Annotated in this window: 18 protein-coding genes and 1 pseudogene; 14 read left to right on the forward strand and 5 right to left on the reverse strand. The window is 68.3% G+C overall.

What is annotated here, in order from left to right; translation table 11 throughout:
* Positions 1-44 precede the first annotated feature (44 nt).
* From ACWIHT_RS18450 to ACWIHT_RS18490, 9 genes are all read left to right on the forward strand, one after another.
* A complete protein-coding gene (locus ACWIHT_RS18450) occupies positions 45-1,250 on the forward strand; it encodes a Gfo/Idh/MocA family protein (RefSeq protein WP_456169156.1) in 1,206 nt (401 codons plus the stop codon).
* On the forward strand, positions 1,250-2,095 hold the full coding sequence (locus ACWIHT_RS18455; protein WP_456169157.1) for a DUF6807 domain-containing protein: 846 nt from the start codon (positions 1,250-1,252) through the stop codon (positions 2,093-2,095). The genes ACWIHT_RS18450 and ACWIHT_RS18455 overlap by 1 nt, the downstream gene beginning before the upstream one ends.
* On the forward strand, positions 2,092-3,603 hold the full coding sequence (locus ACWIHT_RS18460; RefSeq protein ID WP_456169158.1) for a family 43 glycosylhydrolase: 1,512 nt from the start codon (positions 2,092-2,094) through the stop codon (positions 3,601-3,603). Before ACWIHT_RS18455 ends, ACWIHT_RS18460 begins: the two co-directional genes overlap by 4 nt.
* Before the next feature lie 90 nt (positions 3,604-3,693).
* Complete coding sequence (locus ACWIHT_RS18465; protein ID WP_456169159.1) at positions 3,694-5,031, forward strand: ABC transporter substrate-binding protein; 1,338 nt, start codon at positions 3,694-3,696, stop codon at positions 5,029-5,031.
* A 114-nt stretch (positions 5,032-5,145) separates the two neighbouring features.
* Complete coding sequence (locus tag ACWIHT_RS18470) at positions 5,146-5,934, forward strand: rhamnogalacturonan acetylesterase (protein WP_456169160.1); 789 nt, start codon at positions 5,146-5,148, stop codon at positions 5,932-5,934.
* Between the two features lie 29 nt (positions 5,935-5,963).
* The gene (locus ACWIHT_RS18475; RefSeq protein WP_456169281.1) at positions 5,964-7,262 is read left to right on the forward strand and encodes a pectate lyase family protein; all 1,299 of its coding nucleotides are present in this window, start codon (positions 5,964-5,966) and stop codon (positions 7,260-7,262) included.
* Between the two features lie 48 nt (positions 7,263-7,310).
* A complete protein-coding gene (locus ACWIHT_RS18480; protein WP_456169161.1) occupies positions 7,311-8,474 on the forward strand; it encodes a pectinesterase family protein in 1,164 nt (387 codons plus the stop codon).
* Between the two features lie 2 nt (positions 8,475-8,476).
* Positions 8,477-9,514 (forward strand): pectinesterase family protein, encoded by a 1,038-nt coding sequence (locus tag ACWIHT_RS18485; RefSeq protein WP_456169282.1) that lies wholly within the window; start codon positions 8,477-8,479, stop codon positions 9,512-9,514.
* A gap of 31 nt (positions 9,515-9,545) precedes the next feature.
* The gene (locus ACWIHT_RS18490; RefSeq protein WP_456169283.1) at positions 9,546-10,649 is read left to right on the forward strand and encodes a right-handed parallel beta-helix repeat-containing protein; all 1,104 of its coding nucleotides are present in this window, start codon (positions 9,546-9,548) and stop codon (positions 10,647-10,649) included.
* Between the two features lie 48 nt (positions 10,650-10,697).
* Here ACWIHT_RS18490 and ACWIHT_RS18495 read toward each other — a convergent pair whose 3' ends face one another.
* From ACWIHT_RS18495 to ACWIHT_RS18505, 3 genes are read right to left on the reverse strand one after another with little or no spacing between them, the layout of a single operon-like run.
* Positions 10,698-11,165, reverse strand: coding sequence for a hypothetical protein (locus ACWIHT_RS18495; protein WP_456169162.1), 468 nt, complete (start codon positions 11,163-11,165; stop codon positions 10,698-10,700).
* Positions 11,165-15,496 (reverse strand): DUF6531 domain-containing protein, encoded by a 4,332-nt coding sequence (locus ACWIHT_RS18500; RefSeq protein ID WP_456169163.1) that lies wholly within the window; start codon positions 15,494-15,496, stop codon positions 11,165-11,167. Before ACWIHT_RS18500 ends, ACWIHT_RS18495 begins: the two co-directional genes overlap by 1 nt.
* Positions 15,480-15,842: a hypothetical protein gene (locus ACWIHT_RS18505; RefSeq protein ID WP_456169164.1), complete on the reverse strand. Its 363-nt coding sequence runs from the start codon at positions 15,840-15,842 to the stop codon at positions 15,480-15,482. Before ACWIHT_RS18505 ends, ACWIHT_RS18500 begins: the two co-directional genes overlap by 17 nt.
* Before the next feature lie 201 nt (positions 15,843-16,043).
* On the opposite strand from ACWIHT_RS18505, the gene ACWIHT_RS18510 reads away from it, so the two are divergent.
* On the forward strand, positions 16,044-16,835 hold the full coding sequence (locus ACWIHT_RS18510) for an HAD family acid phosphatase (RefSeq protein ID WP_456169165.1): 792 nt from the start codon (positions 16,044-16,046) through the stop codon (positions 16,833-16,835).
* Here the strand turns inward: ACWIHT_RS18510 and ACWIHT_RS18515 are convergent.
* Positions 16,828-19,065 carry a family 43 glycosylhydrolase gene (locus tag ACWIHT_RS18515; protein WP_456169166.1) on the reverse strand — a complete coding sequence of 746 codons (2,238 nt, stop codon included), beginning with the start codon at positions 19,063-19,065 and terminating at the stop codon, positions 16,828-16,830. The genes ACWIHT_RS18510 and ACWIHT_RS18515 overlap by 8 nt on opposite strands.
* Positions 19,066-19,304: 239 nt before the next feature.
* Between ACWIHT_RS18515 and ACWIHT_RS18520 the strand changes: the two genes are divergently transcribed.
* Complete coding sequence (locus tag ACWIHT_RS18520; RefSeq protein WP_456169167.1) at positions 19,305-20,459, forward strand: right-handed parallel beta-helix repeat-containing protein; 1,155 nt, start codon at positions 19,305-19,307, stop codon at positions 20,457-20,459.
* 114 nt (positions 20,460-20,573) lie between these two features.
* On the opposite strand, the gene ACWIHT_RS18525 is transcribed toward ACWIHT_RS18520, so the two are convergent.
* Positions 20,574-20,708, reverse strand: coding sequence for a hypothetical protein (locus tag ACWIHT_RS18525; RefSeq protein WP_456169168.1), 135 nt, complete (start codon positions 20,706-20,708; stop codon positions 20,574-20,576).
* A 33-nt stretch (positions 20,709-20,741) separates the two neighbouring features.
* On the opposite strand from ACWIHT_RS18525, the gene ACWIHT_RS18530 reads away from it, so the two are divergent.
* From ACWIHT_RS18530 to ACWIHT_RS18540, 3 genes and pseudogenes are all read left to right on the forward strand, one after another.
* On the forward strand, positions 20,742-21,116 hold the full coding sequence (locus tag ACWIHT_RS18530) for a hypothetical protein (protein ID WP_456169169.1): 375 nt from the start codon (positions 20,742-20,744) through the stop codon (positions 21,114-21,116).
* Between the two features lie 184 nt (positions 21,117-21,300).
* Positions 21,301-21,850, forward strand: a pseudogene (locus ACWIHT_RS18535) (GNAT family N-acetyltransferase).
* A gap of 200 nt (positions 21,851-22,050) precedes the next feature.
* On the forward strand, positions 22,051-26,059 hold a 4,009-nt coding region (locus ACWIHT_RS18540; RefSeq protein ID WP_456169170.1), incomplete at its 3' end, for a tetratricopeptide repeat protein.

The following is a 26,059-nucleotide window of genomic DNA, read 5'->3' on the forward strand; positions in this document are numbered from 1 at the left end:
CCGCTTACCCTGCTGGCGAAGATCGTCGACGCAGGGAGAATCCCATGACATCCAAGACCGGCCCCACGACCGCCGCCGCGCCCGCCGCCACGGAGGTCGCCACGAAGGTCGCCGCGCCCGTCCCGGTCGTCCTCGCGGGCGCCCGGGGCCACGGCCGCTGGCACGTCGAGAACATCCGCCGACTCCAGGACAAGGGCCTCGTACGCCTCGTCGGACTCTGCGAGCTGACCCCGCTGACCGAGGAGGAGTTCGGCGCCGAACTCCCCGCCCAGTCAGCGGACTTCGGAGCGCTCCTCGACTCGACGGGCGCCCAGGTGGCCGTGATCTGCACCCCGATCCCGACCCACACGGACCTCGCCCTGGCCGCCGCGAAGCGGGGCGTGCACCTGCTCCTGGAGAAGCCGCCCGCGCCGTCGTACGCCGAGTTCCGCAGGATGGCCGACGGGGTCGCCGCGGCCGGAGTGGTCTGCCAGATCGGGTTCCAGTCGCTCGGCTCGCACGCCGTGCCCGGAATCCGCAAGCTGATCGCCGAGGGCGCGATCGGCACGCTGACCGGGGTCGGCGGGGCCGGTGCCTGGGCCCGCGACGAGGCGTACTACCGACGCGCCCCCTGGGCGGGCAAGCGGCGCCTGAACGGCGTCGACGTGATCGACGGCGCGCTCACGAACCCCCTCGCGCACGCCGTCGCCACCGCCCTCGCCCTCAACGGCACGACCCGTGCCGAGGACGTCACCCGCATCGAGACCGAACTCGTCCGGGCCAACGACATCGAGTCCGACGACACCTCCTGCGTCCGCGTCACCACAGTCCAGGGCCGCCCGGTCACCGTCGCCGTGACGCTCTGCGCCGAACACCCCGGCGAGCCCTATGTGTTGGTGCACGGCAGCGAGGGCCGGATCACCTACTGGTACAAGCAGGACCGCGCACTGCTTCAGCGGGCGGGCCACGGCCCGGAGGAGTTCGAGTACGGCAGCACGGACCTGCTGGAGAACCTGGTCGCCCATCTCACCGACGGTGAGGCCCTGTTGGTCGGACCGGACGCGACGGGCGCCTTCATGAAGGTCGTCGAAGCGATCCGCCAGGCCCCCGACCCGGCCCAACTGCCCACCAGCGCCTGGCACTTGATCCCCACCGAGAACCGCCGGGTCGTCCCCGGCATCGACGCACTGGTCACGGCGGCGGCCGACACCCTCGCCCTCTACTCCGAGCTGGGCGCCCCCTGGGCCCCACCGAAAGAGGTGAGCCCTTGATGATCACCCACGACACGCCGGTGCTCCGCGTCGCGGGTCGCCCGGTCGCCCGGTACGTCACCCGGCCCGAGCTGCCCGCCCGGCTCTCCCCACGCCCCTATCTGCACCCCGTGACCACCCTGTCCGGCACGGCGGTCACCGAACTGAGCCCCGTCGACCACACCCACCACCTCGGCGTCGGTGTCGCCGTTCCCGACGTCGAGGGGCACAACTTCTGGGGCGGCCGCACGTACGTCCAGGGCCGGGGCCCCACGGAACTGGACAACCACGGTGCCCAACGCCACTCCGGCTTCCAGCTCCGCGACCCCGACGGCTTCGTCGAGGAACTCCGCTGGGTGGCCTCCGGCGCCGAGCTGCTGCGCGAGCGCCGTACGGTCGCCGCCACCGAACTCACCGACACCGCCTGGGCGTTGGACTTCACCTTCTCGCTCACCAACGTGACGTCCGACCCCCTGTCGATCGGCAGCCCCGCCACCAACGGCCGCCCCGGAGCCGCGTACGGCGGCTTCTTCTGGCGGGCCCGCAAGGAGGCGGAGACCCCGCGCGTCTTCACCGCCGACCGCGAGGGCGAACCCGCCGTGCACGGCACCCGCGCCGACTGGCTCGCCCTCGCCGGCACCGGCTGGACCCTGGTCTTCGCCGGCGCCACCGACCGCACCCGCCAGGACCCGTGGTTCGTCCGCACCGCCGAATACCCGGGCGTGGGCGCGTCGTTGGCGTCCGACGAGCGGCTGCCGATCCCACCCGGCGACACGGTCGTACGACGTGTCGTCACCGTCGTCGCGGACGGCACCCTGGACCGGGGCGAGGCCGCGGTGCTGGTGCGGAAGGCGGTCAGCCAGTGACGCCCGAGACGTACACCAACCCCGTCCTGAACGCCGATTGGTCCGACCCGGATGTCATCCGCGTCGGCGACGACTTCTACCTCACCGCCTCCAGCTTCGGCCGTGTACCGGGCCTGCCGCTGCTGCACTCCCGCGACCTGGTGAACTGGACCCTGGTCGGCCACGCCCTCCAACGCCTGGAACCAGTACGGGAGTTCAGAACCCCACGGCACGACCGCGGCGTCTGGGCCCCCGCGTTGAGATACCACGACGAACGCTTCTGGATCTTCTGGGGCGACCCCGACCAGGGCATTTTCCAGATCAACGCCCCCGAGATACGCGGCCCTTGGACCCGCCCCCACCTCCTCAAGGAGGGCAAGGGCCTGATCGACCCGTGCCCCTTGTGGGACGACGACAACGACGAGGCCTACCTCGTCCACGCCTGGGCCAAGTCCCGCGCGGGCATCAACAACCGCCTCACCGGCCACCGGATGCACCCCGACGCCACGACCCTGCTCGACGACGGCAAGGTGATCGTCGACGCGGACCACATCCCCGGCTGGTTCACCCTGGAGGGCCCCAAGGTCCACCAACACGACGGCTGGTTCTGGATCTTCGCCCCCGCGGGGGGAGTCGGGACCGGCTGGCAGGGCGCGTTCCGCTCCCGCGGCTTCTTCGGCCCGTACGAGGAAAGGGTCGTCCTGGAGCAACGCGACACCGACGTCAACGGCCCCCACCAGGGCGCCTGGGTGCGCACCCCGTCCGGCGAGGACTGGTTCCTGCACTTCCAACAGCGCGGCGCCCACGGCCGAGTCGTCCACCTCCAGCCGATGCGCTGGGGCGACGAAGGCTGGCCGGTGCTCGGCGACGCGGGCGCCCCCGTGGCCGTACACCGGAAACCGGACCTGCCGCCGCAGCCGCCCGCCGCGCCCGCCACCGACGACGACTTCCCCGGCGGACGGTACGGCCGCCAGTGGCAGTGGACGGCGAACCCGCAGGACGGCTGGGCCACCCACCATTCCGGCGACGGCCTACGACTGACCTGTGCCCGTACGGCGGACGCACACGACCTGCGGAAGCTCCCGAACCTCCTCACCCAGCGCCTCCCCGGCACACCCGTCGCCGTAGAGGTGGAACTGCGGTTGCACAGCGAGGAGTTGGGGGCACGGGCGGGGCTGGCCGTGCTCGGCGACGCGTACAGCTGGATCGGACTCCAGCGGGGCGTGGACGGGGAGGCGCGGTTCGTGCACCGCTTCGCGGAACCCGTCGCCGAGCGCGAACGGGACGCGGGGGACTCCTGCCTCGCCCCCGACGGCCGAGTCCGGCTGCGGATCGAGATCGATACCGGAGCGCGCTGCCGCTTCTTCTACGACGTCGGGGGCGGGCCGCGGCCGAGCGGTCGGGTGTTCACCGCCACCCCCTGGCGCTGGGTCGGCGCCCTGCTCGGGCTCTTCGCGCTCGCGCCCGCCGGTGCGGGACATGCCGGCGCGGCCGTCTTCACGCGGTTCCGGATCAGTTCTCTCCACTAACTCGCCCTGCCCGTACGCCTGTTGGGAGTCGCAATGACGCATCTCCGTGGCAAGCGCTTGCCAGCCCCTCCACAAGAAGAGAGCCGACCTATGAAGACCAGCATCCGCAGAAGCCGGCGGGCCGCGACGGCCGTCGCCCTGGGCTCCGTGCTCGCGCTGACCGCCACCGCCTGCGGCGACGACGGCAGTGGCGGCGCGGGGGACAAGGGCGACGAGGGCTCGGGCAAGGGCACGATCACCTTCTGGGACAACAACGGCGGTGTCCGTACCGACATCTGGAAGCAGATCATCGCGGACTTCGAGAAGAAGAACCCCGGCATCAAGGTCAAGTACGTCGGGATACCGGCCGCGAGCGCCCAGTCCAAGTACGACACCGCGATCCAGGGCGGCGGACTGCCCGACGTCGGCGGGGTCGGGACCGCGGTGCTCGCCGAGGTCGCGGTGCAGGGGGCGCTGGAGCCCTTGGACAGCAGGCTCAAGTCCAGTTCCCTGAACGGCAAGTTGAGCCAGAACCTGCTCGACGTGAGCAAGTCCGCCGGTGGCGGGGGCGCGCTGTACCAGATCCCGACCTCCGCGAACAACGGCACGCTGTGGTACCGCACCGACCTGTTCAAGGCGGCCGGTCTGGACGCGCCCACCACCTGGTCGAAGTTCTACGCCGCCGCCGACAAGCTCACCGACAAGGCCAAGAACAAGTTCGGCTTCACTATTCGCGGTGGTGAGGGGTCCATCGCGCCTGCCCTCGACGCGGTGTACGGGCAGACCGGGATCACCTCGTTCTGGAACGGCGACAAGACGACCGTCAACGACCCCAAGAACGTTGCCGCGTTGGCGAAGTACGTGAGTCTGTTCAAGAAGGACACGCCGTCCGCCGACCTCAACAACGACTTCACCAAGATGGTCGCGCAGTGGGACAGCGGCACGATCGGAATGCTCAGTCACAACCTCGGGTCCTATCAGGACCATCTGAAGGCGCTGGGCGCGGACAAGTTCAAGGGCATTCCCAATCCGACGCTGGACGACGGCACGCGCGTGCAGATCTCCAACCCCGTCGACGGGCTGAGTCTGTTCAAGTCCAGCAAGAACAAGGAAGCGGCCTGGAAGTTCATCGAGTTCGCGGTCTCCGCGGCGGAGAACTCCAAGTTCAACGAGTCGGCGGGGCAGGTTCCGGCGAACACTGAGGCGGCGAACGCCGCGTGGATCCAGAGTTCCGAGCCCACGCGGTTGGCGGCGGAGGCGCTCAACGGGGCCGACACGAAGATCGTGCAACTGCCGTACTACCTGCCGGACTGGAACACGATCTCCAAGGCGGACAACGAGCCGAACTTCCAGAAGCTGTTGCTGGGGAAGGTGACGGCGAAGGAGTTTCTGGACACGTTGGCCGACCAGTTGAACAAGGCTCAGGCGGACTGGAAGAAGAACCACTGAGATTGGGTGGCTCGGGTTTGTGGGGGGCTGCGGGCCGGTGGGGGCCGGTGGGGGCCGGTCGCGCAGTTCCCCGCTCCCCTAAAGCCAAAAGACAAAGACGGAAGGTGGGCATTCGTGTCTCTTAACCGCAGACAAGTCACCCTTGCTGGTATTGCTGCCGTTCCCTTACGGGCCGGTCGGCGAAAGGGTCGCACTATCTACATCGCCGGTGATTCCACCGCCGCCCAGAAATACATTCCCGAAGAGCCCGAGACCGGGTGGGGAATGGCGCTTCCCTTCTTCTTGCGGCGGGGAGTGGAAGTCGCCAACCACGCCGTCAACGGCCGGAGTTCCAAGAGTTTCGTCGACGAGGGGCGGCTGGAGGCGATTCTCGCCGTCATCCGGCCCGGTGATCTCCTCCTCGTCCAGTTCGGGCACAACGACGAGAAGATCGCCGATCCCACCCGCTACACCGAGCCCTGGACGACGTACCAGGACTATCTGCGGCTGTATCTCGACGGGGCCCGCAGCCGCGGTGCCCGGCCCGTGCTCGCCACCCCCGTCGAGCGCCGCAGATTCGATGCCGACGGCAACGCCCTGCCGACGCACGGGGATTATCCGGCGGCGATGCGCGCGCTCGCCCAGCAGGAACGCGTCGCGCTGCTCGACGTCGAGGCCTTGTCGCTGGCGTTGTGGCAGCGGCTCGGGGTCGAGGAGACGAAGGTCTACTTCAACTGGACCGACGCCGAGCAGGACAACACGCACTTCAATCCGCCCGGCGCCATCGCCGTGGCGCGGCTCGTGGCACAGGAGTTGGAGCGCACGCGGGTGCTAGCGCCGCGTGACGTCGTCCGGCTGCGCGACGAGATTCCCACGTCCTGGATCACCTGGGCCGAGGCGACGGACGCCTCGGACCTCCTCTGAGCAAGGAGACCCGCACAGTGCGTATATCTATGTGTCATGGACGCGTCATTGCTGCGCTGGTTGGCTGCACGGCACTGGCCCTCGCCCTCACCAGCACCACCGCCCAGGCCCATCCGCGCGGCCTCGCCCGTGAGACCCTCGGCGCCGGTGACGGCTGGGCCTCCTACGGCACCGGCACCAGCGGCGGTGCCGCCGCCACCCCCGACCACGTCTACACCGTCTCCAACTGGGCTGATTTCAAAGCCGCGTTGGCCGCCGGCGGCACCGCGCCCAAGGTCATCAGAGTCAAGGGGATCATCGACGCGAACGCCGAGGGCTGCGACTCCTTCGCCGCACCCGGCTACGACTTCGCCCAGTACCTCGCCACCTACGACCCCGCGGTCTGGGGCTACGACCAGAACCTCGACAACGAGCCCGCCGACAGCCCCGAGGGCCTGCGCCGGGTCTCCGCCGCCAATCAGAACAAGGTCATCAAGGCGGCCGTCCCCGCCAACACCACCATCATCGGCATCGGCAAGAACGCCGGGTTCAAGGGCGCCAGCCTCCAGATCACCGCCGTCGACAACGTCATCGTCCGCAACCTCGCCTTCGAGAGCCCGCTGGACTGCTTCCCACAGTGGGACCCGACCGACACCGCCACCGGCAACTGGAACTCCGAGTACGACAGCGCCGTCATCTACGGCTCCACCCATGTGTGGCTGGACCACAACACGTTCACCGACGGCGACCACCCGGACAGCTCACTGCCCACCTACTACGGGCGCATCTTCGAGCAGCACGACGGCGAACTCGACATCGTCAAGGGCGCCGACTACGTCACCGCCTCCTGGAACGTCTTCAGCGACCACGACAAGACGATCCTCATCGGCAACAGCGACAGCGCTTCAACTGCCGCCATCGACCGGGGACATCTGAAGGTCACGCTCCACCACAACCTGTTCTCCAACCTCGTCGAGCGCGCGCCCCGCGTCCGCTTCGGCCAAGTCGACTCCTACAACAACCACTTCGTCGCCGAGCCCGGATACGGCTACAGCTACGGCATCGGCCTGGAGTCCCAACTCGTCGCGGAACACAACGCGTTCACGGTCCCGGCCGGCATCTCCGAGGCGACCGTCCTCAAGAAGTGGTCCGAGGCGCCGCTCACCGCCGACGACAACTACGTCAACGGCCAACTCACCGATCTGATCGCCGTCCACAACGCCGGTGTGCCAGGCGAGATCCTCCAGTCCGGCGCGGGTTGGACACCGACCCTGCGCACGAAGGTCGACCCCGCGAGGGCTGTGCCGTTCATCGTCGACCGCAACGCCGGTGCGGGCCGCCTGCGCTGAGCCCTCGTCACCGCGTCATCTCGCCATCTCGTCATAAGGAGCACCCGCATGCCCTTGCACGAGCACCTCCAACGTCCCCTGTCCAGACGGGGGTTCCTCGCGGCGGGCACCGTCGCCGTGGGCGCCGCGCTCGGCCTGGCCTCCGGCCCCGCCCGGGCCGCCACCCGGCCCCGCCCGTTCGGCCGCTACGGTTCACCGGCCGCGCGCCTCACCCCGCTCACCCTGTACATCGACCCGCGCGGCCGGGGCGACTTCACCACCGTCCAGGCCGCCGTCACCGCCGCGACCGGCGCCGGGTACACCCTGGTCATCGCGCCCGGCGTCTACCGCGAGACGGTCACCGTCGGCGTCACCGACCCGGCGACCGGCCAACTCTCCGACGCGGCGAGCGAGATGACATGGCTCGGCGCCGACGAGGACCCGCGAGCCGTCGTCATCGTCTACGACAACGCCAACGGCACCCCGAAACCCGACGGTTCGGGCACCTACGGCACCTCCGGCTCGGCCACCACCCTCATCCGCACCGACGGCTTCACCGCCCGCCGGATCACCTTCGCCAACGACTGGCTGCGTGCCGAGCACCCCGACATCACCGGCACACAGGCCGTCGCGATCAAGGTGCAGGGCGACCGTTCGGCGTTCTTCGACTGCCACTTCCTCGGGCACCAAGACACCCTGTACGCCGACTCGTTGGCCCTCGGCGTCTTCGCCCGCCAGTACTACGCGCGCTGCTACATCGAAGGGGACGTCGACTTCGTCTTCGGGCGGGCGACGGCCGTCTACGACCACTGCCACTTCCGGACCCTGAACCGCACCGACCTGGCGACCGCACCGTACGGCTTCGTCTTCGCGCCCTCCACTGCGGTCGCCAACCCACGCGGATACCTGGTGACGCACAGCCGCGTGAGCAGCCAAGCCCCGGACGGCTACTACAAGTTGGCCCGCCCCTGGGTGCCCGGCTCGGACACCACCGCCCGTCCGATGCTCACCGTGCGCGAGACAGCGCTCGGTCCGGGGATCGACGCGGTGGCGCCGTACACCAACATGTCGGACACCTATCCCTGGCAGAGCCAGCGCTTCGCCGAGTACCGCAACACCGGCCCCGGCGCCGTGATCGGTGTCCCGGCAAACCGACCCCAACTCACCGTCGAGCAGGCCGAGTCGGCGACGAGAGAGGTCTACCTCGGCGACTGGAAACCGGGGCGGAGATGACCCTGCGCAGACGCACGCTCCTGACGGGCATCGCCGCCGGGGGACTGATGGCCGCCGGTGCCGCACCGGCCTTCGGTTTCGACGGGCGGCGCGTCCTGCACGTGCGGCCCGGTGACTCGGTCCAAGCGGCCGTGGACGCGGTGGACGGCAGCGGCTGGACGATCGTCGTGCACCCGGGGACGTATCGCGAGGTCGTCAACGTACCGGCGGACAAAGGCGAGTTGACCCTGCACGGCGGTGGGCGCGACCCGCGTGACGTCGTCATCGTCTACGACAACGCCAACGGGACGCGGAAGCCCGACGGTTCGGGGACGTACGGCACGGCGGGCTCCGCGACCTTCACCTCGGCGGCGCCCGGGCTGACCGTACGGGACCTGACCCTCGCCAACGACTGGCTGCGCGCCGACCACCCGGAGATCACGGGTACGCAGGCCGTGGCCGCGTATGTGACCGGTGACCGCTCGCAGTTCGCGCATGTCCGGCTGCTGGCCCACCAGGACACGCTCTTCGTCGACACCTCGGCGCTGGACGCCTTCGACCGGCAGTACTTCTCCCACTGCCACATCGAGGGAGACGTCGACTTCGTCTTCGGGCGGGCCACCGCCGTCTTCACGGACTGCCACTTCCACACCCTCCAACGGGACGTCGCCTTCACACCGAAGGGCATGGTCTTCGCCCCGTCCACCGCCCGCGCCAACCCGCACGGCATCCTCGCGGTCCGCTCCCGTATCACCTCCGGCGCCGAGGACGCCGCGTACAAGCTGGCCCGGCCGTGGGTCCCGTCGTACGAGACGACGGCCTGGCCGTCCCTCGTCGTGCGGGACACCCGGATCGGGCCCGGCATCGACCCGGTCGCGCCCTACACGAACATGCGCGACGCCTACCCCTGGCAGTCGATGCGCTTCCACGAGTACCGCAACACGGGACCGGGCTCCGTGCGCACCGTCCCGGAGAACCGGCCCCAACTCACGCCCGCCGAGGCGCAGTCGCACACCCCCGCGACCTACCTCGGCGACTGGCACCCCGTCCGCCCACTCTGATCGACGAAAGGACCCGCACGTCATGCGTCGTATCAGCACCTTCACCGCACTCGCCGTGACCACGGCCTCGCTCGGGCTCGCCGTGATCGCAACTCCGGCGCACGCGGCGACCGTTGTGGTCAGCAACTCCACCGACCTGACCAACGCCATCAAGAACGCCACCGCCGGTACGGTCATCCAGGTCCGGGCCGGCACCTACTACCCGACCGCCACCCTCCAGTCGACGGCCAACGGCACCTCCTCCGCGCCGATCACCCTCACCGCGTACGGCTCGGAGACCGTCAAGATCGACGGTTCCTCGCTGCCGTCCGGCTCCTGGATCTTCAAGCTGACCGCCGACTACTGGAACGTCTCCAACCTGACCTTCCAGAACTCCCCGGACAGCGCGGTCGTCTGCCAGTCCTGCACGGGCACCAACTGGAACAACGTCAAGACCATCAACGGCGGCGACTCCGGCTTCACGCTCACCGGCGACGGCACCGTCAACAACACGGTCAAGAACCTTGACTCGTACGGCAATTACGACGCCGCCACCCATGGCGAGAACGCGGACGGCGTCGCCATCAAGTTCGGTTCCGGCAGCGGGAACCTCGTCACCGGCGCGCGTCTCTACAACAACTCGGACGACGGGATCGACTTCTGGTCCTTCTCCACCCCGGTCACCGTCGAGCACACCTGGTCCTTCGGCAACGGCGTCAACCGCTGGTCCGACTCGGCGTTCGCGGGCGACGGCAACGGCTTCAAGCTGGGCGGTGACGGCGAGGTCGTCGCACACGTCATCAACAACTCGGCGGCCTGGGGCAACGCGGGCAACGGCTTCACCGAGAACTCCAACACCGGCGCCCTGGCCATCAACCGCACCACCGCGTACGCCAACAGCAAGTGGGGCTACTACTTCGCCACCAGCTCCGCCAAGCTCGGCAAGAACCTCGCGGTGAGCAACGGCGGCGGCGCGGTCAGCAAGGGCTCCGCGGTCACCTCGTCCGGCAACAACTGGGACTCCGGCGTCTCCACCCCGTCGTTCATCTCCACGGACGCGTCGACGACGTACAACGCCCGTTCGTCGAGCGGCACTTTGCCTGCCACGACGTTCCTGACGACGGGGTCCACGACGATCGGGGCGACGATGAACTGACCTGCTCCGCGGGCCCGGTTCGGGAATACGGGACCGGGCCCGCACTCGTCAGGATGTCCAGCGCAGCAGAGCGGGCATGGCGGCGTGGTCGTTTCCCTCCATGGTGACGACGACCTCCCGGCCCGTGGAATTCCCCAGCCATTTCACGAATTCGCGGACCGGCCCGAAGGTTTCCGCGTCCACCACGTCCGACGGATCGAAGCTGAACTCGATCTCCTCGATCTCGAAGAAATAGGAGGTGAACCAGATCCCGTCGATCTCGATCGCCAGGCTCACCGATTCCTCGGGGTCGTCCCGGAGTTTCGACCACACCGCGGAGGCCTCGGGAATACCGGTGTCCGTCGTGTCGGCGAGCGTCCAGGTGAGGACATGCCGTCCCGGCAACGTCCGCAGCCCGTCGAACAGGTGCTGCCAGTCGTCGAGCGCGGTGTCGAGCACACACACGTCGCGCAGGGATCCGTCGGCGACGAAGTCCTGCGCCCGGTACGTCGGTTCGCTCTCTTGCTGTCCCGCCATCACAGGAACCCTTCGAAGGTGAGCTGACCTCCGCGCCAGCTCCATCGTGCACCCCAGCCGCCCGGAACCCGGAAATCCCTGGTGATTCCGCCGTATTGGGCCGAGGCTGATGTGTTCACTTTCTCCACCACGTTCGGATCCGTCAGGATTTCCTGGATCATCTCGTTGGCGATCTCGGTCCGTTCGCTATTGGTGACCTTGCCGAAATTGTACATGTCGACATGTGCCTGGCCTCGTTTGGCCAGGTTTCCGGGGCTCGGGTCGCCGTGTTTCTGTAGGGCCCGGCCCGCGGGGGACAGCTGGCCCTTCTTGATGGTGGTGGCGCTCGAATACAGGTCGTCCGTGCCGTAATTGCACGGCGAAAGACCCAGCGGGTCGACCCAGGTGAGCGGGGCGTGCACATAACTGTGGTGGTTGCTCGCCGGCTCAAGGCCCAGCGGGTCCGGACTGAGGTACCGCGCGGTCCCTGGGTCGTAGTAGCGGTGCAGGTTGTAGTGCAGCCCCGTCTCGGAGTCGGCGTACTGCCCCGGGAAGCGCAACGGGCAGTCGACCGTGTCGTCCTCGCCGGGCGGCGGGAAGCCCGTGCCCCACAGGGTGGTGCGGTGCTGCCAGACCAAGTCCCCGCTCGCGGAGACCAGTTCCATGGGAGTGCCGACGGTGTCCGTGATCACCGCGTGGAAACGGGCCGTCCGCGCGGGGTGCGTCTCCTCCGCCAGCCGGGCCAGGAAGGACGAGTTGGGGACAGCGGCCGACGGCTCGTGCCGGGTCTGGGCCACCGGGCGCGGGGTTCCCGGCTCGTAGTCCCAGGTGGTGACCAGGCCGTCGGCGCCGGTCTGTTCGGCCGGACAGGTGCCGTCCCACGCGAACTCGGTACGCTCGACGGCCGAACCGTCCTCCGCCACCCGGTACTTGGCCACTCGGCGGCCGAACGGATCGTAGGCGTACCGCCATCGACCGCCGTCCGGAGTGCCCGCCTCGACCAGCCGGCCCTCGGTGTTCCATGAGTAAGTCCACGTACGGCTCTGGCCGTTGAGCAGCCGGTGGGTCCTGCGGACGAGGCGGCCCTGCGCGTCGTGTTCGTACGTGTCGCGGCCCGCCGAGCGGACGAGGGTGCCGTCGACGTCGTGCGCGGCGGGATCGGGTCGGCCGGGCGCGGTCGCGCTCACCACGTTGCCCGCCGTGTCGTAGGCGTAGGTCTCGGTCCAGCCGTGGGCGCGTACGCCCGTGACCCGGCCCATGGCGTCGAGGTCGAAGTGGCGGGTGCCGGAGGTGAGTTCGCGGATCTGGGTGATGTATCCGTCGGCGCGGTGGGTGTAGGTGCGGTGCTGGAGCAGTCCTTCGGCACCGGCACCTCGTGGTGCGGCGGCCAGGGACTGCCCGGTGAGCTGACCCCGCGCGCTCCAACTCTGCGTCAGCGTCACCTCCGTACCGATGCGGCGTTCGACCTCGCGGCCCGCCGCGTCGTAGGAGAAGTCCAGCGCGCCCGCGGGCGTGCGCAGGGCAAGCGGTCGGCCGGTCGGGTCGTAGGACCAGTCCGAGGCCAGGCCCGACGGTGTCACCCGCCGGACGCGTCGCCCGAGGGCGTCGTAAGTGTGTGTGGTGCGGCGCCCGTTGACCGTCTCCGCCAGTACCCGGCCCAGCGCGTCGCGCTCCAGTACGACGTCCGTCTCGGCGTTGGCCGCACGGGCCAACCTGCCGTCCGGGCCGTAGGCGTATGTCGTGACCTCGCCCGAGTCGGCGTGCTGCGACGACACGCGCCCCGCCTCGTCGCGGGTGAACCGCAGCGTCTCCCCGGCGCCGTTCGTACGGCTGCTCAGCCGCCCCGCCTCGTCGTGCTCGTACGTGAGCGTCCGGCCGTTGAAGTCCGTCTCCGCGGCCAGCCGTCCGGCCTCGTCGTACGTGTACGACCACGTCCGCCCCTGCGGGTTGGTCACACCTGTCAGCCGCAACTCCGTGTCGTACGCGAACTCGTAGCGCGCCCCGTCGGGGTCGGTCCGCGTGGCGGGTACGTCGAAGTGGGCGGCGGAGTGGCGGGTGACATTGCCCGCCGCGTCGGTGTGGACACTCAGGTTGCCCTCCGCGTCCCAGGTCCACGACTCCCTTGCCCCGTCGGGCAGTTCACGCCAGGACGGCTTGCCCTCCGGGGTCCAGCCCATGCGGGTCGTACGGCCCAGCGGGTCGGTCACCGCGGTGATCCGGCCGAAGGGGTCGCGGCGGACCGATGTCGTGTGTCCCGACTCGTCCGTCAGGGACACCGGCAGACCGGCCGCGTCGTACGCCATCGTGCGGGTGTGACCGAGGGCGTCGGTGACCGCCGTCGGGCGGCCGTGCGGGTCGTAGGCGTAACGGGTCTCGGCACCCGTCGGGTCGAGCGTCGTCAGCAGGTTGCCCCGCTCGTCGTACGTGTGCCGCCACACCGCCCCGCCTGGTTCCACGACCTCCGTCGGCAGACCGAGCGCGTTATGGACCGCCCGCGTCAACGACCCGTCGGGCAGGGCGAGTTCGGTGAGATTCCCGGTGTCGTCGTACTCGTACCGGGTGGTGTGGCCGAGCGGGTCGGTGACCGTGAGGGGCCGGCAGCCGTACTCGTCCCACCGGGTGCGGGTGACATTGCCGAGCGGGTCGGTCTCCTCCTCGACCAGGCCCTCCGCGTTGTGGCGGTGGGTGGAGACACGGCCCTGGGAGTCGGTGTACGTCGTCGTGCGCGTCGTGTCGTCGTAGGCCAGCGTGCCGGACAGGATGCCGTCGACGCCCTCGGTGCGCACGACCCGGCCGCGCTCGTCGTAGACGTAGGAGAACCAAGTGCCGTTGCGGTCCGTCCACTTGGTGATTCGGCCCTGCTCGTCGTACGCGAACCGCAGGTCCTGGCCGCTGGAGTTGACGACTTCGGTGAGATTGCCCGCGCCGTCGTAGCCGTAGCGCATGACGACCGTGCCCTCGCCCACCGGGCCCTCGGGGCCGTAGCGGGACGGGAGTTCGTCGAGCAGGCGCAGCGCGGTGATGCGGGGGCCGGTCGTGTCGACGGCGACGTAGTGGCCGCCGGAGTGGCGGATGCCGAACGGGACGCCCTCGTCGTCGCGTTCGACGTCGATGCGGTTGCCGTTGCGGTCGCTCCAGGAGTCCAGTGCGAGGTGGAAGACGCCGAAGGTGGGGGAGGGGGCCGGGGCGCCGAACGTGCGGACCACACCGGTCGCCGGGTCGGTGACGGTCATCGCGCTGTCCGGCTTGCCGTCCCAATCCAAGGGCCAGCGCGCGCCCTTCACCGGCATGGTCGGGACGCCCGGTTCGGGCACCGGGTAGACCAGGCGCATGCCGTCCGCCGCCGCGAACACCACGCCCTCACCGTCGATCTGGAGGCATTCGTCGAGGGTGGAGATCCAGGTCGGGCCGAAGCGGACACCGCCGCGGTAGGAGGAGAGGTGGGTGCGGGTGAACTCCAGGGGCAGCGCGCCCGGCAGTGCCAGATCCGTCGCGGTCATCAGCATCGCGCCGGTCGCCACGTCGATCGGCTCGCCGACGCACGGCGTACCGTCGGCGGTGCGGGCGGCCGGGCCGAGTTCGACAAGGTCGGGACGGAGCGACGCGGGCCGCAGGAACACGGGCGTCGTATCGCTGAACGCGCCCTCGATGCCCGCCTTGACGACCCCGCCGCCGGCGCCCAGCGCACCGCCGAACAGCATGCCGTCCTTGGCGGCCTGGTTGACCTCGTCGAGGCTGAAACCCTGCTGTAGTCCGGTCGCCATCTTCAGCGGCTGGGCCACGGCCAGATCGACGGTCACCGACTCGATCCCGCCGAACGCGGCGGCGACCAGCGTGCCGCCGGCGATCTCGGCGATCGTCGTGGAGACCGCGACACCCAGCCCGGCACCGAACTCGATGACCAGATCGGCCGCCGCGACCGCCGCACCGGAGGCCAGGCCCGCGGTGAAGAACGCCAGCGCCACCCCGCCCGCGATCACCGCCGCGTCGATGCCGATCTGCGTCCAGAGCTTGTTGATCGCGTCGTCGATCGCGTCGGCGAACTTGTCGAGCGCGGTGGCCATTTCACGCCCGGAGTCCGCCAGGTCCTTCAGCCAGCCGCTGTCCTGTCCTTCGGCGTTCTTGGCGTAGCGGCCCCAGAACTTCCCGAACGCCTCGATCGACTCACCCGTGTTGTTGTGGATGATCGACGCCGCGCTCTGCTGCACCGGCGCGCGCAGATCGTCGACGGCGCCCGCGAACGTACGCCAGGCCGTCGCCGCCGACCGCAGCTTCCCCGAGTCGGCCTCCGGCCACCACATGCCCAGATCGAGCAGGATCTTCCGGGCCTCGTCCTCAACGCTCACCGGCACCGTCCGACTTCGTGACCTTCACTTCGGTGAACATCCCGGCGATCAACTCGTCGTTGTCCACATGCCCGTCCGCCATGTCCACCATGGCCTCGTGAATGCTCGTCAGCCCGAGCACCAGCGTGCCCGCCGCGCCCTCGATCTTCTTCTGCAACGGCTTGTAGGAGTCGCCGAACTCCTTGCCCTGCTTGTCGTTCCCCCAGGGTTCACCCAAACCGTCGAGGGACGTCACGAGCGCGGTCAGCGCCTTGCCCAGATCAACTGCCGCCGTCTGGAAGTCCGGTGCCGTCCGCTTCAGGTCGGCCGTCTTGATGTCGAGGACCTTGGCCGGGTCCTTTCCGTCACCCATCGCGCGTTCCCCCGTTCGCAGTCGCGTCCACGACCCTAGGAGAAGTCGGCCAAGAGAAGGTCAAGTCCGTCCCATGCGTGGGCAATTCCCCGGCCTGTGTGTTGTGTATCGATCGGATAAAGGTCCTCGCGCGCCAGGGTGTGATGCGCGTAGACAGTCTCCGACCTGGTGCATCACCCATCAACCAGATCCGGAGATCCCATGCGGAAGTCCCTCAGAGCGGCCGCCGTCGGCGCCGCCTGTGTCGTCGCCGGCGCAGCCCTCTACGGCACGGGCGTCGCCACCGCCGGCCAGTCGACGGCCAACTCGACCCACGAGCCGTACAACATCGGCCTGTTGACGAAGGACATCGACACCTACTACGGCACCACGCTCGACAGCGGCGGCGTGTACCAGGCCTCGGCGACCAGCCCCTACGCCAAGGACCTGGCGCGCATCGACGCGTCCGCCAAGAAGTACATCGACGAGGCCGTCCGCAAGCACCACAAGGGCGCCAAGCCCGCGGTCGTCTTCGACATCGACGACACGCTGCTGCTCAGCCTGGACTACGAGAAGAAGAACAACTACGGCTACAGCTCGGCCACTTGGGCCACGTATGTCGCCCAGGCCAACCGCCCGGAGGTCTTCGGCACCCCCGAGCTGGTCAAGTACGCCGCGTCCAAGGGCGTCACGGTCTTCTACAACTCGGGTCTGAAGGAGTCGCAGCGCACCTACGCGGTCGACAACCTGAAGAAGGTCGGCGCGGACGTCAACCTCGACGCCGCCCACATGTTCCTCAAGGACGCGGACAACCCGCCGTCCTACCTGAGCGGTTGCGCCACTCCGGGCACCTGGACCTGCACCACCGTGCAGTACAAGTCCGGCACCCGGAAGCACATCGAGGACCTCGGGTACAACATCATCGCCAACTTCGGCGACCAGTACTCGGACCTCGACGGGGGCTACGCCGACAAGACGTACAAGATCCCCAACCCGACCTACTTCGTCAGCTAGTCGGTACGGGGCTGACCGACCCGAGGGTGGGCACCACCGGCCGGATCGTCCCGTCCGCCGCGAACCGCAGGCGGTCGATCGTGGTCTCCCGGTGTGTGCCGTCCCCACCAGGTCTTCCTGGCCCGTTCAGGGCGAACCGGTGATAGACGACGTACCAGTCGTCGGTCCCCGGGACGTTCACCACGGAGTGGTGGCCGGTGCCCAGGATGCCGTACTCGGGGTTCTTCGACAGGATCGTGCCCCGCTCGGTCCACGGACCGAGCGGGGACGGTCCCGTCGCGTACGCCACGTGGTAGTTCTCGCTCCGGGTATCGTCCTCGGACCACATGAAGTAGTAAGTGCCCCGCCGCTTCACCACGAACGACCCCTCCCGGAAGTCGCCCGTCGTGATCTCCCGCACCTTCGCCGCGTCGTACGACGTCATGTCGGCGTTCAACGGCACCACGTACGCGTGCCCGTTGCCCCAGTAGAGATACGACTGCCCGTCGTCGTCGGTGAAGACGGCCGGATCGATCATCTGGCCGCTCAGTGAACCCCCCTTCGCCACAAGGGGTTTGCCGAGCGCGTCCTTGAACGGGCCGGCGGGCGAGTCCGCCACCGCGACCCCGATCTGTTGCTCGGCACAGAAGTAGAAGTAGTACTTCCCGTCGCGCTCCGCGACCGCCGGCGCCCACGCGTTCTTGTCGGCCCAGGAGACGTCGGGCCCCAGATCGAGGATCACTCCACGATCCCGCCAGTGGACCAAGTCCCTTGAGGAGTACGCTTTGAAGCTCGACCCGCCCCATCCCGCGTAGCCGTCGCTCGTCGGATAGATCCAGTACTGGCCGTCGAGATAGTGCACGTCCGGGTCGGCGGTCAGCCCCGGCAGCACGGGACTTCGCGTCGGCACCGCCTCCACCGTCCAGACGCGGCTCGTCCCGTCCGCCGCTGTCACCGTGTACGTCTGCGGCTTGCGGAAGTCCCGTCGCGTACCGGACGCTGGACTGACCGTGGAGCCCGCGCCGATGGCGAGCGAAGGCGCCAAGTGCCGTAGATCGGCGCTCGGTTGCATGGGCAGCACGACCTTCGACGAGGCCTCCGTGACGATCGCGTACCCCTTCTGCCCGTGCGCCGTCGCGTCCACGACCGACGTCGGGGTCGCCGGATACGCGGCCAGCAGCCGGTCGTACTCCGTCTGCGTCACCGGAAGTACCGTGCCGTGCCGGGGACTTGCGGGGAGCTGGTAGTCCGTGGACGGGGTCCACCGGCCGGAGTCGAGGTCGGTCGTCTCGAAGGGGACGTAGCCGCGCAGCCCGTACTCGTCGACGAACAGGTACCACTTCTTCTCGGTGTTGGACTTGAACACCGTCGGGCCCTCGCCCCGTTCGATCGCACCGCTGCCGATGCACTCGGAGACGAAGTCGTACGACGTGGAGGTCAGTGAGGTCGACTTCTCGCCGGTGATGAACTTCGAGCAGGGGGAGCTGGAGGACGGGTCGCGTTCGTCCTTGGTGTAGCGGTAGTAAGTGTCCTTGTACTTCACGACGGTTGAGTCGATCACCGAGTATCCGGGGTCGTCCCAGACCTTCGGCGCGCTGAAGGTACGGAAGTCCTTGGTGGTCGCGTACATCATGCGGTTGTACGTCGAGCCGGTGTGGTCGGGGTCGTCGTCGGCGTACAGCTTCGACGCCCAGAAGACGACGTACTCACCGAGCGAGTCGTCCCAATAGGCCTCCGGCGCCCAGGTGTTGCCCGCGTTGTCCGGGGCGACCCGCACCAGCCGCTGGTCGGTCCAGTGGACCAGGTCGGTCGACTCCCAGATCATCACGGACCTGCTGCCGTGCCGCTGGACGTCGTCCCAACTCCCGCTGCTGTTGCGGTACATGCGCAGGTCGGTGGCGATCAGATAGAACTTGTCGCCCTTCGGCGAACGGATCACGAACGGGTCGCGCAGCCCCTTCTCGCCGATCGTCGAGGTCAGCACCGGCTTGCCCTGGTTCAACTCCCGCCAGTGCAGCGGGTCGTTGCCACGGCTGAGGGCGTAGCGGATCTGCTCGCCGTCGGCGGTGCCCTCGCCCGTGAAGTAGGCGAACAGATAACCGGCGTACTGGGGACGGTTCACGGGCGGTGCTCCTGAGTGCGCGGTACTGGGCGGGGCGGCGAGGAGGGAGAGGAGGGAGATGACGGAGAGGAGGAGGGTGACAAGGGCCGGGAAGGGGAGCAGGAGCGTGCGGGCGGTGCGGGGTCGCATGGCACATCCTGTGGAGGTGTGGGGGATTCTGTTGAGTGTGGGCGTGCCTTCGGAGTGTCACCAGCGGGGTGCGGTGCGTCAATCGGTGCGGGTGGGGCCGGGCGGATCGAAAGTTTCGGTCCACTTCCCGTGAGCCGGGGCAACCTTTCCGCCCACGGCGGCGACCAGGAACCAGAAACGGGCCGGGGCGGCCCCTCCGGCCCGTTTCGTCCTCGTCACCCAGGAAAGGAACCAACGCCGTGCGTACGAGCACCGGACGCCACCGCAGGACCCGCACCCTCTCGATCGCCGCCGCGGTGGCCGTCGCCGCGGGGGCGGGCGGCGTCTACCTCGGCCTCAACAGCGGCGGCGCGCAAGCCGCTTCGTCGACGGTCACCGTGTCCACCACCGCCCAGTTGGAGTCGGCGGTGGCGAACGCCGTCGCCGGTACGGTCATTGAGGTCCGCGCCGGCACCTACACCCCGTCCGCGACCCTCAAGTCCACGGCGAACGGTACGAGTTCGGCCCGTATCACCTTGCAGGCGTACGGCACGGAGAAGGTGAAGATCGACGGCTCGAAACTCCCCGCGGGCCAGTGGCTGGCCGGTATCTACGGCGACTACTGGACGGTCCAGAACCTCACTTTCCAGAACTCCCCGGCGCAGGGCTTCGTAGCCACGTCGTCGGTCGGCGGCATCTTCAAGAACCTGATCACGGCGAACAACGGCGACTCGGGCTTCACCCTGCGCGGCGACGGCACGACGAACAACCTCGTGCAGAACCTGGACAGTTACGGCAACTACGACGCCGCCGGGCACGGCCAGAACGCCGACGGCATCGCGATCAAATTCGGCTCGGGCACAGGCAACAAGGTCACCGGCGCCCGCCTCTACAACAACTCGGACGACGGCCTCGACCTGTGGCAGTTCTCCTCACCGGTCACCATCGACCACTCCTGGGCCTTCGGCAACGGCAAGAACCGCTGGAACGACTCCGCCTTCGAGGGCAACGGCAACGGCTTCAAACTCGGCGGCGGAGGCGTCGCGGTCGCCCACGTCGTCAACGACAACGCGGCCTGGGACAACAGCCTCAACGGCTTCACCGAGAACTCCAACACCGGCGCGATCATCCTCAACCGCAACACGTCCTACTCGAACACGGCGGCGGGCTTCTTCTTCGCGACCAGCAAGTCCCGCCTCGCTCGTAATCTGGCTGTTGGCAACAAGGGGGGCCTGGACAAGCTGGGTTCGTCGGCGGTGTCCGCGGCGAACAACTGGGACGGCGGGGTTGCTACCCCGTCGTTTAAGTCCGTGGACGCGACGACGGCGTACGGGGTGCGTGCGTCGAGTGGGACGCTGCCGGCGACGACGTTTCTGACGACGGGGTCTGCGGCGATCGGGGCGACGATGAACTGAGGTGCCCTCGCTGCGAGTTCCGCTTTTCAGGGGCGATGTGCAGGGCTGATGCGTGGAGGGGTCCCGGTCGTTGTGAGCTGACCGGGGCCTTTCCTCTGTTGCCGGGGTGGGTGACTAAACCAGCTCCTGGTGTCGCGTGAGCCGCTCGTCGCGGGGGAGGACGACCTCCAGGTTCTCGTCGCTGGGAGCCGTCCAGGTGGCCGTCCATATGTGGATGGGGCCCAGGACGTACGGTCCGTCGACTGTCACGTCGGCGTCGTAGACCCACGCCCGAGGAAACGCTTGGACGCCCTGATGGCCCTGGACGCGTCCAGAGGCGGACACGAAGCCTTGGAGCGGTCGGCGCTCGCCGGCGCGGACGAGGCACTCGGCAAGGTGGGGCACGCTGCCTCTAAGCGCATCCGCCAGCGGCTGTACTCCGTTGCTGCCAACTACCTTTCCACTGCCGCATGGGCCGCCATCGACGGCCGCCAACTCGACCGCGCCCAGACCGGTTTGGGCCGCGCCCTGTACCTCGCCGGAATGATCAAGGACCCCGTCGTAGAGCTACGCGTCTGGAACTCGTACGCAATGCTCGCCCACCAACGGGACAAGTTCACCGACGTGGTGGAGGCCGGGTACGCGGCCCAGTGGACCGCGATCGCCAGCCCGCCCTGACGTAGGTTCACCAGCGGGACCCGGACCCTGCGTGCAGGTCGGCCTCGGAAGTCTTCGAGCTGATCTCCGGCCACCCGATCCCCGGCCGTATGCGGTCCCTACTCGGCGACTTCTACCGGGACTTGATCACTCTTGCGCCGGACGCGTCCATCGCCCGAGAGTGGGGAGACCGCTACCGATCCGAATGGAGCCGAGCCTGATGCCCGACCTGGACGTTCGTCGCTACAGCCGTGAGGACCTGCCGGAGATCCGCCAAACGATCATCGACATCCACGCGGATGCCCAGGGCGAGCGGCCGGACGAGTTCCGCAAGGAGTTCCCCTGGTTCGTCGACCAGTGGGGTTCGCGGGAGGGTTACTCCTGCGTGATTGCGTGATTGCGTGATTGCGTGGGACCGGGACACGGCTGTTGGATTCGCGTACGGCGCTGCGGCGGCCGACGGCAGGGAGTGGTGGCGCGAGTACCTCGACCCGGCGCCGGAGAAGACCCTGACCTTCGCCTACTCGGAGTTGGCCGTCCGGCAGGCGTATCGGAAGCAGGGCATCGCCGACCTGCTCTCCCGAGCCATCCTGGAAGACAGGACGGAAGACCTGGCCGTCCTCTTGGTGGACGTCACCCACCCCCGCGTCCAGGCACTGTACGAGGACTGGGGCTTCAAGAAGGTGGGCGAACAGCAACCCTTCCCGGACTCCCCGGTCTTCGCTGTGATGCTGGCTCAACTGCCGCTGGTGTAGGCCCGAAGGATTTGGCCAATACGGTCTCCTTCGATGAGTACTGGGAGAGTGGACTAACCTGCGGGGATTTTCGATCATGTCGCGGGTTGGCGATGAGTTGGGCAATTGAGTCATTACCGGCCTAGAGGTCCATCGGCTGCTCTAGGGTTTGGCCAGCTTGTGGGGTAGTGGCTCGGGGTTGCTGTTTTCGGGGGTGCGGTGTGACCAAGGGCGAGCGATTCGACGCGTTCGTGTCGTATGCGCATGAGGATGAACCGTGGGCGACGACCTTGTCAGAAAACCTGCATCGGCTGGGCCTCGACGTGTGGCTGGATCAGTGGGAGCTGGCCGGTGGTCAGCTGGTGGCGTCGCAGTTGCAGGAGGGTCTGGCGAGGGCCGACGCTGTGGTGCCTGTCGTCAGTCGGTACTGGAGGGAGTCGGGGTGGTGCGGTGAGGAGTTCGCGGCCGCTGTGGCGAACACGGTAGCGGGACGGCAACAGGTGATCCCGGTGCTGTTGGGCGAGGTGGAGCTGCCGCCCTTCATTGCATCGCGGTTGTACATCGACTTCCGTCACGTGGCATCACCGGCCAAGTACGAGGAGCTTGTACAGCAGGTGGAGCGGGCGGTTCGGGGACGGCCGTCGGCGCAACGGCCGCAGCGGGGCGGGAAGTTGGTGGTGCCCGACACGGTGTCCTACCGGCCGGACGGACCCACGTACGCGGAGTTAAGGATCGGCACGGAGTCGGTGGCGTTCTCCACTGCGAGCGGTGAGGTGTCCTGCCCGCCGCGTGGTGTGGATCACGGTCTTGAGCAGCAGCTGTGGATGTTGCGGCGCGTTCGTGCGCAGGCCGCGAGCGGTCTGGCCACGCGTCGGTTGTTGTCGCTGCAGGAGGCAGCCGCTGCGGGCGGGCCGACCAGGGCGCTGGCTTCCGTGGGCGAGGCGCTGGGTGAGCGGTTCGCAGGCGGTGAAGTGGCGGCAGCTCTGGCCAAGGAGGGGCAGCTGGCCGAGTCGCGTCATGCGTCGTTGCGGATCGGGCTGGCGGTGGATGACCCGCGGTGGGTGGATCTGCCGTGGGAGACGCTGGCAGTCGCGGGCATGGCGCGGCCGTTGGTGCTGTCGGAGCAGGTGGAGCTGTACCGCACGGTGCAGGGGGAGAACGCGCCTGTCGCGGTGCAGGTGCCTGGTCCGCTGCGGATTCTTGCGGTGGTGGCCAGCCCGGAGTCGGGTGGGGGTGAACTGCTCGACTATGAGCGCGAGTTGGGGCGAATCTTGGACGCGGTCGACCACGCGCGGTCCGGGCAGGGCGTATATGTGCGGGTTTTGAACTGGGGCAGCCTGGCCGAGATCCACGCGGCCTTGGAGCAGGAGCGCTTCCATGTCCTGCACCTGTCCTGTCACGCCAGGCCGGGAATCCTGCTGCTCGAAGACGAGCGGGGCCAGGCGGACGAGGTCGATGCGCAGCGGTTCATGACGGAGGGTGTGCCCACCGATCGAGGTGTTCCCCTGGTGGTGCTGGCCGGTTGTTCCACCGCCCGAACCCCCGCTCAAGAACAGCCCTCGGATGGGAATGAAGAGGAAGAGGAGGAGGACAGGGCGGCTACGGGCTCCGCTCCTGTCGATGTTGGTGCGGAGGGGCGGGTGCGGTCCGGTCTGGCACGTGAGTTGCTGGCCCGTGGTGTGCCGGCGGTGCTGGCGATGACCGAAGCCGTCACGGACCACTACGCCACCGAACTGGCCGCGGAAATGTATGAGTTGCTGGCGCGGGCCGAGCACCCCAACCCGCTGACCGCACTCTCCCAGGCCCGCCGCACCCTGGAGGTCCGGCGCCGGAAACTACGGAAGAACGACCCACGCGCCGCGTGGCCGGAGTGGGCCACCCCGGCGCTGTTCCTGGCCGGGCCGCCGCTGCCTTTGTTCGACCGCACCCACGGCGCCACTCGGGTGCCAGTCGTGTCGGAGGCGGTGCTCGATGAGGGCATGGTGGTACGCAAAGTCGGCGAGTTCGTCGGCCGCCGCACCGAACTGCGCCGACTGCTGGCCGCACTGCGCGACCCTGAGCGGGCCGGGGTGCTGGTGCATGGGATCGGCGGCGTCGGCAAATCCACGCTGGCCGCCGAACTACTGCACCACTACGGCACCCAGGGCCGACTGGTCGTGCCGGTTGCGGCCACCACGACCCGTACCGTCGATGCCGTCCTGGAGACATTGCGGCAGCGTCTGAGTACCTACTGCTCGGCTGAAGGTCTGCCGGAGAACGACCCGTTGCGGAATGTCGTGGTGGCTCTGACGGACGCTCGCGTTGCGTGGCGGGAGCGGTGGGTGCTGATCCGCCAGACCGTGCTGCCGCGGCTTCAGGTGCTGATGATCGTGGACAACGCCGAAGACCTCCTCACCGGTACACCGTCCGGTGACGGCCGGCAGCCCTGCGACCCGGAACTGTCGGACTTGCTGGCCGCATGGGTGGCGGCAAGCCCCCGCACCCGGCTGCTGATCACCAGTCGCTACCCCTTCAGCCTCCCGCAACGCGCCCACAAACGGCTCACCACGCATCACCTGGGACCGTTGTCGCTGGCCGAGACCCGCAAACTCATCTGGCGCCTGCCCGGCCTGGACGCCCTCAGCCCGGCCGACCAGCACCGCGCCTACACCGACGTCGGAGGCCACCCGCGGGCTCTGGAATACCTTGACGCGCTGCTGCGTGGCGGTCCTGCTCGGTTCCCTGATATCGCCGAACGCATGGAAGCTGCACTTGAGGATCGGGGTATTCCTGACCCCGAACGCTGGCTGGCAGACGTACGGGGTGACTTGGACACGGCGTTGGCGGAGACCGTCACTCTTGCTGTGGACGACATCCTTCTCGATACTCTGCTCGATCAGGTCAACGATGTACCCGAGGCGCGGCAGTTGCTGGATGGGCTGGCCGTTTACCGGGCCCCTGTTGACCACACGGGGGCCGCCTGGCAGCTGTCAGGTCTCACCGCACCTCCCGAAACTGATCCCGTCCTGTTGCAGCGTCTCCAAACGGTGAACACCCAGATCGTGCAGGCCCGTGCGGCCGGAGCAGGACCGAAGAGCGGCGATGGCTTGCCGCCTGAGGTGATCGCTGAACTCAAAGCGGTCGGGAGGGAGCTCCAGCGGCCTCCGGTCGAGCTGGATGCCCAAGCCAGGAACGCTTTGAACCGCCTTTTGGAACTTGGACTGGTCTCCCCGGCCCCTGCGCCCCAGGACGAGCCGGGCAGTCGGCCTAGCGGTTTGATGGTGCATCACTGGACCGCCGACGCTGTCCGGCAACGCGCCCACCCAGGCACTCTGAATGCCGCTCACCGGCGGGCTGCCGCCTACTGGCAGTGGCACGTCAACGTATGGCCTCAGTCTCGCGTCGACGACATCACTCAGCTCATTGAGGTGCGCCATCATCATCACCAGGCCGACGACCTGCCCCAAGCCGACGCTGTTACGCAGGGCGTGTGCTCGCAGCTGGACACTTGGGGAGCCTTGGACTGGGAACAACGACTGGTTGAGGAAACTCTCACTTGGGTTCCTGCCAATTCTCGCTCAGCTGCTGCCTACATCCACCAGTTGGGCATCATCGCGCATGTGCGGGGGGACTATGTGCAGGCGGAGGAACGTTACCGGGCTTCTCTCGCCAATCTGGAGGAGTTGGGGGACCGGTCCGGCATTGCCACCAGCTATCACCAGCTGGGCATGATCGCGCAGGTGCGGGGGGACTATGTGCAGGCGGAGGAACGTTACCGGGCTTCTCTGGCCATCAAGGAGGAGTTGGGGGACCGGTCCGGCATTTCCAGTAGCTATCACCAGCTGGGCATCATCGCGCAGATGCGAGCGGACTATGTGCAGGCGGAGGAACGTTACCGGGCTTCTCTGGCCATCAAGGAGGAGTTGGGCAACCGGTCTGGCATTTCCACCAGCTATCACCAGCTGGGCATCATCGCGGAAGCGCGGGGGGACTATGTGCAGGCGGAGGAACGTTACCGGGCTTCTCTGGCCATCAAGGAGGAGTTGGGGGATCGGTCTGGCATTTCCAGTAGCTATCACCAGCTGGGCATGATCGCGCAGGTGCGGGGGGACTATGTGCAGGCGGAGGAACGTTACCGGGCTTCTCTGGCCATCGAGGAGGAGTTGGGGGATCGGTCTGGCATTTCCAGTAGCTATCACCAGCTGGGCATGATCGCGCAGGTGCGGGGGGACTATGTGCAGGCGGAGGAAC

It is taken from the genome of Streptomyces sp. NPDC002276 (assembly GCF_053891435.1).

Coding starts and splice junctions, on each gene's coding strand:
- ACWIHT_RS18450 (WP_456169156.1), top strand. CDS start 45: ATGACATCCAAGACCGGCCCCACGACCGCCGCCGCGCCCGCCGCCACG.
- ACWIHT_RS18455 (WP_456169157.1), top strand. CDS start 1,250: ATGATCACCCACGACACGCCGGTGCTCCGCGTCGCGGGTCGCCCGGTC.
- ACWIHT_RS18465 (WP_456169159.1), top strand. CDS start 3,694: ATGAAGACCAGCATCCGCAGAAGCCGGCGGGCCGCGACGGCCGTCGCC.
- ACWIHT_RS18475 (WP_456169281.1), top strand. CDS start 5,964: ATGTGTCATGGACGCGTCATTGCTGCGCTGGTTGGCTGCACGGCACTG.
- ACWIHT_RS18480 (WP_456169161.1), top strand. CDS start 7,311: ATGCCCTTGCACGAGCACCTCCAACGTCCCCTGTCCAGACGGGGGTTC.
- ACWIHT_RS18495 (WP_456169162.1), bottom strand. CDS start 11,165: ATGGCGGGACAGCAAGAGAGCGAACCGACGTACCGGGCGCAGGACTTC.
- ACWIHT_RS18505 (WP_456169164.1), bottom strand. CDS start 15,842: ATGGGTGACGGAAAGGACCCGGCCAAGGTCCTCGACATCAAGACGGCC.
- ACWIHT_RS18510 (WP_456169165.1), top strand. CDS start 16,044: ATGCGGAAGTCCCTCAGAGCGGCCGCCGTCGGCGCCGCCTGTGTCGTC.
- ACWIHT_RS18515 (WP_456169166.1), bottom strand. CDS start 19,065: ATGCGACCCCGCACCGCCCGCACGCTCCTGCTCCCCTTCCCGGCCCTT.